This is a genomic window from Nocardia sp. NPDC050712, assembly GCF_040654295.1.
Taxonomy (GTDB): Bacteria; Actinomycetota; Actinomycetes; order Mycobacteriales; family Mycobacteriaceae; genus Nocardia.
This window is the reverse complement of the sequence record NZ_JBFAHT010000002.1, coordinates 1,859,800-1,875,872: the sequence shown is the minus strand read 5'-3', so window position 1 is coordinate 1,875,872 and position 16,073 is coordinate 1,859,800. Positions and strand designations below refer to the sequence as shown.

The 16,073-nt window shown below is 70.0% G+C and carries 2 protein-coding genes; both read left to right on the top strand.

The genetic code is table 11. The features are described 5' to 3' along the window. Positions 1-3 precede the first annotated feature (3 nt). A complete protein-coding gene (locus AB0H76_RS19550) occupies positions 4-309 on the top strand; it encodes an NIPSNAP family protein (RefSeq protein ID WP_357325451.1) in 306 nt (101 codons plus the stop codon). A gap of 621 nt (positions 310-930) precedes the next feature. Further along, positions 931-16,071, top strand: a complete 15,141-nt coding sequence (locus tag AB0H76_RS19545; RefSeq protein WP_357325448.1) for an amino acid adenylation domain-containing protein — start codon at positions 931-933, stop codon at positions 16,069-16,071. Positions 16,072-16,073 lie beyond the last annotated feature (2 nt).

The window sequence follows — 16,073 nt, the reverse complement described above, 5'->3', positions numbered from 1 at the left end:
GCCATGATCACCTGTGTCGTCGAGTATGTGATCGACCCCGCGCAGATCGAGGCCTTCGAACGGTTCGGCCGGCGCTGGATCGAGTTGGTGAATCGGCACGGCGGGACCCATCACGGGTACTTCCTGCCGGGGGAGGGCGCGAGCGACAAAGCGTTGGCGCTGTTCAGTTTTCCGAGTCTGGCGGCCTACGAGCAGTATCGGACGCGGTTCGGAGTCGATGCGGACTTCATCGAAGCCGACCGGATTCGGGACGAGAGTGGCTGTGTACTCCGCTATGAACGGTCGTTCATGCGGCCGCTGCTCTCCTGAACCGACCACCCCGCGCACCGGCACCCTCGGCACCGGCGGTATTGCCGGATTAGGCTGGCCTTACCCTGGGCCGCTTCGCAATTCACCGGTCATTGTCGGCGCGCACCCCAATCGGTGACCGCATTAGATAACTTCGGTCGGTTTTCGTCCCGGAACCCCGGCCGTAGTTTTTGCTGAAACCTATTTGATTTCACGGATATTCGACTGTTCCCCGGCGAACCGAGTATTCGGTATTCGGCGTTGTCCCGATCGGGTAACGGTATGGAAGCTGGATAGTTACCGGTTGGGGTGAACGAATCGCGCGGTAGTTCATCGACTTTTGCCCTGATTGCGACATACTGATCGAGTGCGCCGCATCACGGTTCGGGGGCTTCTCCATCACGGACAGTCGATCGACTGCCCGATTCGCACCTGGTCGGCCACTGCAGGTCACACATACGCAGGGCGCACCCGCCTCGGCCTTCCCGGCCGCGAGTGGTGTTGCGGCCCAAAGGATCCGGGGTCCGCCATGCGGGCCGCATCGTCCTCCGATCGGGTGAAGCCGGCGGAGCAATCGCAGCAAGGGGTTTGGCGAGCGGGATTCGTGCTGCTCAGCCGCGGTGCTAAGCGAGGGGATACACCATGCAATCCGGTAATGAATCGACCCGGCGCAGTCTGACATCGATCCAGAAAGAACTCTGGCTGGCACACGAGCTGTCCGATATTCCCAACAACTGTATCGTGTATATCGATATACGGGCGGACCTGGAGCCGAGCCGTTTCTCCGACGCCGTATACCAGGTATTTGCCGAATCGGAGTCGCTGGCAGTCAATTTCGTCGCCGCGGCCGACGGTCCGGTGCAGGTCGCGCGCGATATCAGCACCTGGAAACCGGGCTACCTCGATCTCACCGACCGGTCGGACTCGAAATCCGCTGCGCTGGACTATATGTCCCGGGAGCGGGAGCTCGGTTTCGACCTGGCCCACGATGCCCTGCTCCGGGTCACAATACTGAAAGTCGATGCCGGACATTACTTACTGGTGCTGTGTTTCCATCACATCATCATGGACGGCGTCGGCGTCGTCACCTGGGCGCAGCGCGTGCTGGATGTGTACGGCGCCGCCACGCGGGGCGCGGCCGTCACGCCCGCGGGTTTCGTGAGCGTCGACGAAATCCTCGACAGTGACGAGGTGTATCGCCGCGAGCGGCAGGCGATCGATCAGGAGTACTGGCGCCGCCGGATCCCGCCCGGGACCGAGCGGCTGCGGCTGCCCGGTACCGCCGCGCGCACCGCGCGGCCGGGCCGCTTGGGTTGCACCCGTGCGGTTTCCGGAGCGGAGCTGCGAGAGCTGTTCGACGCCGCGGCAGCGATCGGTGTCCGGCTGCCCTATCTGGTGCTGTCGGTGGCGGCGGCCGCTGTGCAGCGGTACGCGGGGCGCGACGAATTCTGCGTCCAGATACCGGTTTCCAACCAGGACGCCATCGCCCGCCGGACACCCTGCCAGCTCTCCGATACCGTCCCGCTGCTGGTGCGCTCGACCAGCGGCCTGTCACTGCGCGAGCTCGCCGAGCGGATCCATGACAGCGTCTCGGACGCGAAACCGCATCTGCGCTACGGGATGTCGAATATCCGGCGCGATATGCAGATCCCCAACGCCAAGGCCGCGGCCTTCGGTCCGGTCGTCAACGTCATGTCCTTCTTCGGCGCGCTGCGCATGGACGACGGCGTCGCCGACGTCCAGCTCTTCTCGGCCGGCAGCAGCGGCGACCTCTCGATCGTCTTCTATTACGAGCGGCAGGCCACCCGCGGCGGGTATCTGCGGCTCGAGGGCGACGCGCAGCTCTACACCGAGGACGACCTGCACGGCTTCCTCGACACGATCGCGCGCTATCTGCGGCAGGCGGTAGTCGATCCGGCCGCGCCGATCGGCGCGGTGGACATTCTCGGCGCGCGGCGTGCCCAGATCCTCGGGACGTGGAACGACACGGCCACGCCGGTCGACCCGGCGGCGACCCTGATCGGCCTGTTCGAAGACCGGGTCGCGCAGTGGCCGGACGCGGTCGCCGTGACGTCCGGCGGGGGGCAGCTCTCCTACCGGGAGCTCGATGCCCGCGCCGAACGGGTGGCGCGAACCTTGAGCACGCACGGGGTGTGCCCCGACAGCGTGGTGGCGGTAGCGCTGCCACGGTCGGCGGAGCTGGTCGTCGCGATCCTGGCGGTGCTGAAGGCGGGTGGCGCCTATCTGCCGATCGATCCGGCCTATCCGCCGGAGCGGCTGGCGTTCATCCTCGGCGACGCCGCACCGACCGTGGTGCTCACCGATGCCGCCACCGCGAACAGCTTGCCGCCCAGCGGTGTCCCGCACCTGCTGCTCGAAGCCGCCGAGGCGGAGTCCGCCGTCGCCCGGGCCGCCCGGCCCCGGCCCGGCAACCTCGCGTATCTGATCTACACCTCCGGCTCCACCGGCCGGCCCAAGGGTGTGGCCGTCACGCACGCCAACGTCGCGTCGCTGTTCCTGAGTACCGCCGCGTGGTGCGAGTTCGGTCCCGCGGATGTCTGGGCCTGGTGCCACTCGCAGGCCTTCGACTTCTCGGTCTGGGAGATCTGGGGCGCCCTGCTGCACGGCGGTCGGCTAGTGGTCGTGCCGTGGGACGTCGTGCGCACGCCGGCCCAGCTGTGGGATCTGGTGGTGGACGCGGGCGTGACGGTCCTCAATCAGACACCCTCGGCCTTTCACGCGCTGGCCGAAGCACGCGGTGCGGGACGCCCGGATTCGGCCCTGCGGCTGGTGATCTTCGGCGGTGAGGCGCTGCACGCCGACCATCTGCGGAGCTGGCAGTCCACCGGCGGTGGACCGGCGCTGGTGAACATGTACGGGATTACCGAGACCACCGTGCACGTGACGAGGCTGGAACTGGCTGCGGGGCAGGGGGAGCAGGGCGGCAGCCCGGTCGGGACGCCGCTGGGGAACATGCGGGTGTACGTGCTGGATCCGGGGTTGGCGCCGGTGCCGGTGGGCGTCGCCGGTGAGCTGTATGTCGCCGGTGCTCAACTGGCCCGGGGCTATCGGGCCCGCGCGGGTTTGACGGCGGCGCGGTTCGTGGCCGATCCGTTCGATCCGGCCGGTGGTGGACGGCTGTATCGCACCGGGGACGTGGTGCGCTGGACCGCGGCGGGCGTTCTGGAGTTCGTCGGCCGGGCCGATGATCAGATCACGCTGCGCGGCTTCCGGATCGAGCCCGGTGAGGTCGAAGCCGTTCTGGCTCGGCACCCCGCGGTGTCGCGGGCGATCGTGGCCGCCCGGGAGACCACCGCCGGTACCCAGCTGATCGGATACGTGGTCGCCGACCGCCCGGCGGAGGTGGACCTGGGTCGGGAACTGCGGCGGTTCGCGGCCGAGCGACTGCCGGAGTTCATGGTGCCCGCGGCGGTGCTGGCGCTCGACGCGGTGCCGCTGACCGCGAACGGCAAACTCGATCGGGCCGCGTTGCCGGTCCCGGCGCTGGTCTCCTCGGCGCGGTATCGCGCGCCGCGCGGCGAGCGTGCGCAGGTGCTGGCCGGACTGTTCGGCGAGGTGCTCGGACACGACCGGGTCGGCCTGGACGACAGCTTCTTCGAATTGGGCGGGCACTCGCTGTCCGCTACGCACCTGATCAGCCGGATCCGGGCGGTCCTCGGTGTCGAGGTGCCGATCCGGACGGTGTTCGACGCCCCGACCGTGGCGCAGTTGGTGACCCGGCTCGACGCGAGTGTGCGGGTGCGCCCGCGGTTGTCGGCGGGGCTGCGGCCCGAGGTGGTGCCGTTGTCGTTCGCGCAGCGGCGGTTGTGGTTCATCCATCGGCTCGAAGGCCCCTCGGCCACTTACAACGTGCCCCTGGTCGCGCGGTTGACCGGCGCGGTCGAGCCGTCCGCCTTCGCGGCCGCGCTCGGGGACGTGGTGGCCCGGCACGAGAGCCTGCGCACCGTCTACATCGAGACCGAAGGCGTTCCCGCGCAGCGGGTTCTGGACATCGGCGGCCTCGAGGTTCCGGTCGAGGTGCGCGACATCGATCCCGCCGACCTGGACGCGGCCGTCGCCGAGGCGTCACGGTACCGGTTCGACCTGGCCGCCCAGATCCCGATCCGCGCCAGTCTGTTCCACGGCGCCGACGACTGGATGCTGGTACTGCTGATCCATCACATCGCCGGTGACGGCTGGTCGGTGACCACGCTGCTGCGCGATCTGTCGGAGGCGTACACGGCGCGCCTGGAAGATCGGGCGCCGCGCTGGCAGCCGTTGCCCGTGCAGTACGTGGATTACACGCTCTGGCAGCAGGAATTGCTGGGTTCGGCGGCCGATCCCGGCAGCCTGCTCGCCCGGCAATTCGACTACTGGCGTGATGAACTCGCGGACCTGCCCGAGCAGTTGGCACTGCCGGCCGATCGGCCCCGGCCGCGGGTGGCGAGCTATCGCGGTGACATGGTGCTGTTCGACATCGATCCCGAGACGCGCGGCGCCGTGGAGCGGCTGGCCGCTCGCGAGGGTGCGACGGTGTCGATGGTGTTGCAGTCGGCCTTGGCGGTGCTGCTGTTCAAACTCGGTGCGGGCGAGGATATCCCGATCGGCGCGCCGATCGCCGGGCGCACCGATGACGCGCTGGGCGAGGTCGTCGGCTTCTTCGTCAACACCTGGGTGCTGCGCACCGCGGTAGCGCCGGGCGCGTCGTTCACCGAGGTGCTCGCGCAGGTCCGGGCGAAGGCCCTGGCCGCGTACGAGAATCAGGACGCACCGTTCGAGTCGCTGGTGGAGTTGCTCAACCCGGTGCGCTCGGCGGCGCGTCATCCGCTGTTCCAGGTGCTGCTGACCCTGCAGGACAATCCACTGCCCGCCTTGGAACTGCCCGGAATCGCGGTCGATCCCCGGCCTTTCGCCAGTGCCACTTCACGATTCGACCTGACGTTCAACATCGGCGCGGCCCCGGCCGCCGCACCGGGCGGCTGGGAGGGGTTCGTCGAATACGCCACCGACCTGTTCGATCGGGCCACCGTGGAGGCCACCGCGGCGCGGTTCACGCGAATCCTGCGACAGGTCGTGGCGGCTCCCGGCACCCGGGTGCGGGCCATCGATGTCCTCGATCGTGCCGAGCGCGAACTGATGCTGCGCGGCTGGAACGACACCGCCGCGCCGATCGACCGGCACGGCTCGGTGGTCGAGCTGTTCCGTGCGCGGGTCGCGGCGTCCCCGGACGCGGTCGCCGTCCTGTGCGCCGACGAGGAGTTGTCGTATCGAGAGCTCGACGCCCGCTCGGATCGGCTCGCGCAGAACGTGATCGGGCACGGGGTGGGTCCCGATGTGATCGTGGCGGTCGCGCTGCCCCGATCGGCGGATCTGATCGTGGCGCTGCTCGCGGTACTGAAGGCGGGCGGCGGGTATCTGCCGATCGACCCGGCCTATCCCTCGGACCGCCTGTCGTTCATCCTCGCCGACGCCGGCCCGGCCGTGATCCTCACCGATCACGACACCGCCGCCGTGTTGCCGCACTCCGCCGCGCCCCATCTCTACCTGGACACGCTCGACACCGCGGATGTTCCCGGCGCGGCGGTCGCGGTGCGCCCGGAGAATCTGGCGTATCTGATCTACACCTCGGGCTCGACCGGCGTGCCGAAAGGTGTTGCGGTCACGCACCGTAACGTGCTGAACCTGGCCTCCCAGGCCTTCTCGACCGGCGCGGGCGAACGGGTGCTGGTGCATTCCTCGGTGGCCTTCGACGCCTCCACCTACGAGATCTGGCCCGCGCTGATCGGCGGCGGCGCGGTGGTGCTGGCCGAGGCGCGGCGCTCGGACCCGGCCGAGATCACCGAGCTGATCGCGCAGCGGTCGGTGTCCAAGATGTTCGCGACGCCGGCGCTGCTGTCGGCGGTGCTCGAAGACGCGGAAGCGGTGCCGGGCACCAAGTTCCGGAGCCTGACCCAGGTGATCGCCGGCGGCGCCGAACTCGCCGCGGGGCTGGTGGCGCGACTGAAGACCCGGATCGCGGGCGTGCGCGTCACCAATGGTTACGGGCCCACCGAGACCACGGTGTTCGCGACGATGTTCACCGCCGAGGCGGCCGAAGACGGGGTGGCGTCGGTGCCGATCGGGTCCGCGCTCACCAATGTTCGTGCCTACGTGCTGGATTCGGGCCTGTCACCGGTGCCGGTCGGGGTGGCGGGTGAGCTGTATGTGGCGGGCGCGCAGCTGGCGCGCGGCTATCACGGCAAGGCCGGTTCGACCGCGGCGCGCTTCGTCGCGGATCCGTACGATCCGGCCGGGGGCCGGTTGTATCGGACCGGCGATGTCGTGCGCTGGAACGCGGACGGGCAGTTGGAGTTCGCGGGCCGGGTCGATGATCAGGTCAAGATCCGTGGCTTCCGGGTCGAGCCCGGCGAGGTCGAAGCCGTGCTGGCGCAGCATCCCTCGGTATCCCAGGCCGTCGTGGTGGCCCGGGACACCGACCTCGGCGGCAAACAGCTGATCGGCTACGTGGTCGCCGACCGGACGGGCTCGAGCGCGGGCTGGACCGGATTCGGGGACAAGACCGACCGCCTCGGCGAGGACGTACGCACCTTCGCGGCCGGGCGGCTGCCGGACTTCATGGTGCCCGCGGCGGTCCTGCTGCTCGACTCGGTGCCGCTGACCGCGAACGGGAAACTCGATCGCGCGGCATTGCCGGAACCGCGGCTGGTGTCCTCGGCCGGGTACCGGGCGCCCCGCGGCGAGCACGAACGCGCCCTGGCCGAACTGTTCGGTGCGGTACTCGGGCGCGACCGAGTCGGCGTGGACGACAGCTTCTTCGAACTGGGCGGGCACTCGCTGCTCGCGACCCGCCTCGCCAGTCGCATCCGGGCGGTCCTGGGCGTCGAGGTGCCGATCCGGACCATTTTCGACGCCCCGACCGTCGCGCAGTTGGCGACCCGCCTCGACGCGAGCGTGCGGGTCCGCCCGAAATTGTCGGCGGCGCCGCGGCCCGAGGTGGTGCCGTTGTCGTTCGCGCAGCGGCGGCTGTGGTTCATCCATCGGCTCGAAGGCCGTTCGGCCACCTACAACATGGCCCTGGCGGTGCGGCTGCGCGGCGCGCAGGTGCCGGCGCTGCGTGCGGCGATCGGCGATGTCGTGGCCCGGCACGAGAGCCTGCGCACGGTGTTCGTCGACGTGGACGGAGTGCCGTCGCAGCGGGTGTTCGCGGCCGTCGAGGTGCCGTTCACGGAGACCGTGGCCGGCGACGATCTGGACGCGGCGGTGGCCGCGGCCGCGCGATACGGGTTCGACCTGTCGACGGAGATCCCGATCCGCGCCGACGTTTTCCGGTGCGCGGCCGACGAAGTCGTGCTGGTGTTGCTGATCCACCACATCGCCGGTGACGGCTGGTCGCTGACGCCGTTGCTGCGTGACCTGTCGGCGGCGTACTCGGCGCGCCTGGAGGACGCGGCCCCGCAGTGGCAGCCCCTGCCCGTGCAATACGTGGATTACACACTGTGGCAACGGGCGTTGCTGGGTTCGGCCGAGGATCCGCGCAGCGTGCTGGCCCAGCAGTTCGAGTACTGGCGGGTCGAGCTCGACGGACTGCCCGAGCAGCTGCGGTTGCCGATGGACCGGCCGCGACCGCGGGTGGCGAGCTATCGCGGTGACATGGCGCTGTTCCGGATCGAACCCGAGATCCGGGCGGCCGTCGAGGCGCTGGCCGGGCGCGCGGGCGCCACGGTGTCGATGGTCCTGCAGTCGGCGCTGGCCGTACTGCTGGCCAAACTTGGTGCGGGCGAAGATATTCCGATCGGCGCGCCGATTGCCGGACGCACCGATGACGCGCTGACCGATCTGGTCGGCTTCTTCGTCAACACCTGGGTCCTGCGCACCAGTGTGCCGCCCGCCGCCTCCTTCGCCGAGATCCTCGAAGAGGTCCGCGGGAAGGCGCTGGCCGGGTACGAGAATCAGGACGTCCCGTTCGAATTGCTCGTCGAACTGCTGAATCCGGCACGCTCGGCGGCGCATCACCCGCTGTTCCAGGTGTCGCTCGCCTTCCAGAACAACACACTGCCGGACCTGCGGCTCGCGGGAGTAGAGGTCGAGCCTCTGCCGGCCGCGACCAAGACCGCACGGTTCGATCTGTTCTTCAATGTCGCCGACGGGCCCGCCGGCGCGGGCTGGGACGGATTCGTCGAGTACGCGACCGAGCTGTTCGATCGAGCCACCGTGGCGACGATGGCGGCGCGTTGGGTGCGGTTGCTGCACCGGCTGGTCGCGGACCCGGGCGTCCCGATCGGGTCGATCGAGGTGCTCGACGCAGCGGAACGCACGCTGGTGGTGGATCGCTGGAACGACACCTCCGTGGCGGTGCCCGACACCACGCTGGTCGAGCTGTTCCAGGCGCAGGCTGCCCGGACACCGGAGGCGAGCGCGGTGGTCTGCGGGGACACCGCGCTGAGCTACCGGGACTTGGAAGCCCGCGCCGAACGGCTGGCGCGGACCCTGACCACACGCGGGGTGCGGCCCGATACCCTCGTCGCGGTCGCCCTGCCCCGGTCGGCCGACCTGATCGTGGCCCTGCTGGGTATCCTGCGGGCCGGTGGCGGATACCTGCCGATCGACCCGGCGTATCCGCCGGATCGGCTGGCGTTCGTGCTGACCGATGCCGCACCGGTGGTCCTCGTGACCGATCGGACGGCCGCGAAGACGTTGCCGCACACCGCGGTACCGCTGCTCTGCCTCGACGACATCGACGAGGGCGGCCCGTGCCCGGCGGTCACGGTGACGCCGCAGGACCTGGCCTACGTGATCTACACCTCCGGTTCCACCGGTGTGCCCAAAGGCGTTGGCATCACCCATCGCAACGTCGTGAACCTGGTGACCCAGGCCTGGTCGATCGAACCCGGCGACCGCGTCCTGGTGCATTCCTCGATCGCCTTCGATGCCTCCACCTACGAGATCTGGCCGGCACTGTGCGGTGGCGCGACGCTGGTGATCGCGCGGGAGCAGCGATCGGATCCCGGCGAGATCGCCCGCCTGGTCGAAACCTGGTCCGTCACGAAGATGTTCGCGACCCCGCCGTTGCTCTCGGCGCTGGTCGAACATTCGGAGGCGCTGCCGGGCAACCCGTTCCAGAGCCTCGAGCAGGTGAATACCGGAGCCGACACTCTGACCGCGGCCCTGGTGCACGCGATCGAAGCCAGCTTCGGCGCGGTCCGGATCGACAACCTGTACGGCCCGACCGAGGCAACGGTCGACGTGACGACCTTCGCGGTGCCCGCCGACGCCGACGAGGCGCCGGGCGCGGCCGAGCCGATCGGTGCGCCCGTGGCCAATACCCGGGTGTACGTGCTGGATTCGTGGCTGGTGCCGGTACCCATCGGCGTCGCGGGCGAACTGTATGTGGCCGGCGCGCAGCTGGCGCGCGGATATCAGGGCCGCGCGGGCCTGACCGCCGCGCGGTTCGTGGCCGATCCGTTCGACGCGACCGGCGGCCGGTTGTATCGCACCGGAGACGTGGTGCGCTGGACGGCGTGCGGGCAGCTGGAGTTCGCGGGCCGGGTCGACGATCAGGTCAAGATCCGCGGCTTCCGCGTGGAACCCGGCGAGGTCGAAACCGTTCTCGCACAGCATCCATCGGTGTCCAGGGCCGTGGTGGTGGCCCGCGACACCGGCGCCGGCGGCAAGCAGCTGGCCGGCTACGTCGTCGCCGACCGCTCGGGTCCGGCGGTCGGTGAGGACGAGCTGGTCGGGCAGTGGCGCCGCGTCTACGACGACCTGTATTCGGCCGCCGACGAAGCCCAGCCCGACCTCGCGGCCACCGATGAGTTCGGGGCGGGATTCGAAGGCTGGAACAGCAGCTACACCGGGAAACCGATTCCGCTGGAACAGATGCGGGAATGGCGGGCCGCGACCGTGGACCGGATCCGCGAGCTGAACCCCGGGCGGGTGCTCGAGATCGGCGTGGGATCGGGTCTGCTGCTCTCGCAGGTGGCGCCGGAGTGCGCCGAGTACTGGGCGACCGATCTCTCGCTCGCGACGATCACCGCGCTGCACCGGCAGTTGGGGACGCTGGGCGCGGACTGGGTCGACCGGGTGGTGTTGCGCGCGCAGGCGGCCGATGACACCGGCGGCCTGCCGGAGGGCTATTTCGACACCGTGGTGCTGAACTCCGTGATCCAGTACTTCCCGAGTCACGGCTATCTGCGCTCCGTGCTCGACCAGGTCGAGCGGCTGCTGGCGCCCGGCGGCGCGGTCCTTGTGGGCGACGTGCGCAACTTCGCGTTGCTCGAGGAGTTCACGACCGCCGTACAGGTCAGCCGCAACGGCGATGCGGACCCGCGGGCGGTCGGCGACCGGGTCCGCCGTGACATCGCGGCGGAACAGGAACTGTTGCTCGCACCGGCGTACTTCTCGGGATTGTGCCGCACGGCAAGCGGATTCGACGCCGTCGACATCCGGCTCAAGCGCGGTTACGCGGTCAACGAGCTGACGCGGTACCGGTACGACGTAGTCCTGCGCAAGTCCCCGGCCCAGCCGTTCTCGGTCGCGGCCGCACCCAGTGCCGCGTTCCGCGGCGGCGACTGGTTGCGCACGCTGTTGCGGACTCCGCATCGCGAGGGCCTCCGGGTGACCGGCATCCCGCACATCGGACTGACCGACGAGATCGAGGTGACACAGCGCATTCAGGCGGGCCGCCCCGGCACCGGCCTCGCCGGGGTCGGTTTCGAGGGCGTCCCCGACCGCGCGGGGCGGGGCCTGCTGCCCGAGGACCTGTATGTCCTGGGCCGCGAACTCGGGTACACGACGGCGGTCACGTGGTCGGCTGAACCCGGGTGCATGGAGGCCGTGTTCGTCGACCCCGCCGCGCTCCGGGGCCGCACCCTGACCGAGGTGTATCGCGCACCGGCCACCCCCGGCCTGCCCGGCGCATACGCGAACAACCCGCAGGCCGGTCTGCTGGCCGCCGATGTGCGCCGCTGGGCGGGCGAGCGGCTGCCGGAGTTCATGGTGCCCGCGACGGTGCTGGTGCTGGACTCGGTGCCGTTGACCGCCGGCGGCAAGCTCGACCGGAACGCGCTGCCCGACCCGGATTTCGCGTCCGCGCGGGAGTATCGGGCGCCGGACAGCGAGCGCGAGCGGGTCCTGACCGCCCTGTTCGCCGAGATCCTCGGACTCGACCGGGTCGGCCTGGACGACGACTTCTTCGCCCTGGGCGGGCATTCCCTGCTGGCGACGCGGCTCACCAGCCGCATTCGCGTGGTGCTCGGCATCGAGGTGCCGATTCGCACCGTGTTCGACGCGCCGACCGTCGCGCAGCTGGCGCCGCGTCTGGACGCCGAAGTGCTGGTGCGCCCGGCACTCTCGGTGCGGGCGCGTCCGGCGGTGCTGCCGCTGTCGTTCGCCCAGAAGCGGCTGTGGTTCATCCACCGGCTCGAGGGCCCCTCGGCGACCTACAACATGCCGTTGACGGTCCGGGTGCGCGGCGCGTTCGACGCGCGGGCGTTCCGCGCGGCGGTCGGCGACGTGATCGCCCGGCACGAGAGCTTGCGCACGGTGTTCGTGGAAGCCGACGGCGTCCCGGCCCAGCGGGTGCTGGACGCGGCGAGTGTCGAAATACCGGTCACAGTCACCGATCTGGACCGCCCGGCGCCCGATCATGAGGCATTGAACGCGGCCATGCGGTACGGGTTCGATCTGACCGCGGAGATCCCGATTCGCGCCACGGTATTCCGCTGCGGTACCGACGATTGCGTGCTGGTGCTGCTGGTGCACCACATCGCCGGTGACGGCTGGTCGATGGGCCCGCTGCTGCGGGATCTGGCGACGGCGTACTCGGCGCGCCTGGCCGATCAGGCACCCCGGTGGCAGCCGTTGCCCGTCCAGTACGTGGATTACACCTTGTGGCAGCAGGAGTTCCTTGGCGCGCCAACGGATCCGGACAGCGTGCTGTCGCGGCAGTTCGAGTATTGGCGCGCCGAACTCGACGGCCTGCCCGACCAGTTGCGGTTGCCGACCGACCGGCCGCGGCCGCGGGTGGCGAGCTATCGCGGGGACATGGTGCTGTTCGACATCGCACCCGAGATCCGCACGGCCGTCGAACGGCTGGCCGCCCGCGAGGGTGCGACGGTGTCGATGGTGCTGCAATCGGCCCTGGCGGTATTGCTGTCCAAACTCGGTGCGGGCGAAGACATTCCGATCGGCGCCCCGATCGCCGGGCGCACCGATGACGCGCTGAGCGATCTGGTCGGCTTCTTCGTCAACACCTGGGTGCTGCGCGCGGCCGTCGCACCGGCGGCCTCGTTCACCGAACTGCTCGCGCAGGTCCGGGCGAAAGCGCTGGCCGGGTACGAGAATCAGGACGTCCCGTTCGAGCTGCTGGTCGAGTTGCTGAACCCGGCGCGCTCGGCGGCGCATCATCCGCTGTTCCAGGTGTCGCTGGCGTTCCAGAACAACGCGCTGCCCACCCTGGAGTTGCCGGGCGTGCGCTTCGAGTCCTACAACGCCTCGATCGCGGCCGCGCGCTTCGATCTGTTCTTCAATATCGCCGACGCCCCGCCGGGGGACCCCTGGGTCGGGTTCGTCGAGTACGCGACCGAACTCTTCGACCGGGCCACGGTGGAGACGATGGCGGCAAGATTCGTGCGGATTCTGCGGCAGGTCGTGGCGGCCGCGGAACTGCCGGTGGGGTCGATCGACGTCCTCGGCGCCGAGGAGCGCCGGCGAGTGCTGGAGCGGTGGAACGAGACCACCACCGAGGTCGCCGAGGACACCCTGCTCGGGTTGTTCCGGGCGCAGGCCGCACGGACGCCGGAGGCGGTCGCGGTCATCTGCGGTGACACCGAGTTGACCTACGGGGAACTCGGCATCCGCGCCGACCGGCTCGCGCGGGCGTTGCGCACGCGCGGGGTGGGTCCCGACAGCATCGTCGCGGTCGCGTTGCCGCGGACCGCGGACCTGATCGTCGCGCTGCTGGGTGTGCTCACGGCGGGTGGCGCGTATCTGCCGATCGACCCGGCCTACCCCGCGGAGCGGCTGGCGTTCGTGCTGACCGATGCCGCACCGGTCGTCGTCGTCACCGATTCGGCGACGGCGCACCAGTTGCCTTGTCCACCAGCGCAACTCCTGCCCATCGATGCCCTGGGCCAGCTCGGCGGCGAGCGGGTCGTACCCGCCGCGCTGCCGCACAATCTGGCGTATGTGATCTACACGTCGGGATCGACCGGCGTGCCGAAAGGCGTTGCGGTGACACACCGCAACGTGGTGAACCTGGTCGCCCAAGCGTGGACGGCCGGCGCCGCGGATCGGGTCCTGGTACACACCTCGATCGCCTTCGACGCCTCCACCTACGAGATCTGGCCCGCGCTGGCCGGCGGCGCCACCGTGGTGCTGGCCGGCGAACAGCGCTCGGACCTCGGCGAGCTCAGCCGCCTGATCGAGACCCGCGCGGTGACCAAGATGTTCGCCACACCGCCCATGCTGTCGGCGCTGCTCGATCACGACGAAGCGCAGCCGGGGGAGCCGCTGCGGAGTCTGCGCGCGATCATCGCCGGTGGCGCGGAGCTGTCGGCGGCTGTCGTGCACCGGCTGACCGCGAAATATCCCGAAGCGCGGGTGATCAACGGCTACGGTCCCACCGAGACGACCGCGTGTGTGACCGACTACGCCGCGGGCGCGCACGAGGGTGCCGTGCCGATCGGTGTGCCGCGGACGAATACGCGGGTGTACGTGCTGGATTCGTGGCTGTCCCCGGTGCCGGTCGGCGTGGCCGGTGAACTGTATGTCGCCGGTGCGCAGGTGGCCCGCGGCTATCACGGCCGCGCGGGCTTGACCGCGGCGCGGTTCGTGGCCGACCCGTACGACCCGGGCGGCCGGTTGTACCGGACCGGTGATGTGGTGCGCTGGAACGCGAACGGGCAGTTGGAGTTCGCGGGCCGGGTCGACGATCAGGTCAAGATCCGCGGTTTCCGCGTGGAACCCGGCGAGGTCGAAGCGGTGCTGGCGCAGCATCCTTCGGTATCGCGGGCGGTAGTGGTCGCGCACGCCGCCGACATCGGCGGCACCCGGCTGGTCGGGTACGTGGTCGCCGACCGATCCGGTCCGGTCCTCGGAGAGGACGAAATCGTCGGGCAGTGGCGGGGTATGTATGACGACCTCTACTCCGCCGCGAGCGCGAGCGGCCCGCAATCGGCCGCGGACGAGCCCGGATTCGGCCAGGACTTCGGCGGCTGGAACAGCAGCTACACCGGCGCGCCGATTCCGCTCAAGCAGATGCGGGAGTGGCGCTCGGCCACCGTCGACCGCATCCGGGAACTGAAACCCGGACGCGTGCTCGAACTCGGCGTGGGCTCGGGGCTGCTGCTGTCGCAGGTGGCCCCGGACTGCGCCGAATACTGGGCGGCGGATCTCTCCGCCGCGACCATCGCCACGCTGCAACGCCAGGTGAACGCCCTCGACGCCGACCTCGCGGACCGGGTCTTCCTGAGTGTCCGCGCCGCCGACGACACCGACGGGCTGCCGCGGCACTACTTCGACACCGTGGTGCTGAATTCGGTGGTCCAATACTTCCCGGGCGAACGCTACCTGCGCCGGGTTCTCGAACGGATCCTCGGATTGCTGGCGCCCGGCGGCGCGATCTTCGTCGGCGATGTCCGCAATCTGGCGCTGCTGGAACCGTTCACGACCGCCGTGCAGGTCACCCGCAACGGCGGCGAGGACCCCGTCCTGGTCGAGGAACGGGTCCGCCGCGACATGGCGGCGGAGAAGGAACTGCTGCTCGCGCCGGAGTACTTCCTCGCGCTGGCCCGCGACCTCGGGATCGGCGGCGTCGACATCGGGCTCAAACGCGGTTTCGCCGTCAACGAGCTGACCCGCTACCGCTACGACGTGGTGCTGCGCACCACGACCACGCCGGCGCTGTCGGCCGCCGAGGCACCGGCCGTCGATTTCCGCGACCGCGATTCGCTGCACGCGCTGCTGCGTGCCGGACATCCCGACGGTGTTCGCATCACCGGTATCCCGCACGCGGGACTGGTCGGTCAGATCGCGGTGACCGATCGGATCCGGGCCGGCGCGCCCGCGTCCGCCGGGGACGGAACCGGCCTGCTCGCCGCCGATTTCGAAGGAACGCTGGACGCCATCGTCGACCGGCTGGACGCGGGTCTGCTGCCCGAGGACCTGCACACGCTGGGCCAGAAGCTCGGCTACACCACGGCCGTGACCTGGTCCGCGGAGCCGGGGCGGATGGACGCGGTCTTCCTCGAGGCCGACACCGCACAGGGGCGCGCACTGACCGGCGTCTACATACCGGCGGCCACAGTGGGTGATCCCGCCGTCTACGCCAACAACCCGCAGGACACTCTGCTGCCCGCCGAGGTGCGGGGGTTCGCGGCCGAGCGTCTGCCCGATTTCATGGTGCCGACGGCGGTGATGGTCATCGACGCGGTCCCGTTGACCGCCAACGGCAAGCTCGATCGCGCGGCGCTCCCGGCCCCGGAGTGGCTGTCGGCGAGCAAGTATCGCGCCCCGTGCACCGAGCGGGAACAGACGCTGGCGCAGCTGTTCGCCGAGATCCTGGGCGTCGGCCGGGTCGGCATCGACGACAGCTTCTTCGCCCTGGGTGGGCACTCTTTGCTGGCCACCCGCCTGACCAGCCGGATCCGGGCGGTGCTCGGCGTCGAGGTCCCGATCCGCGTGATGTTCGAGGCCGCCACCGTCGCCGAGCTCGCCGCCCGCTGGCCGCAGCTGGCGCCCTCGCGCCGACCCGCGCTGCGCCGGATGAATCGAGAGGTGAGCTAGAA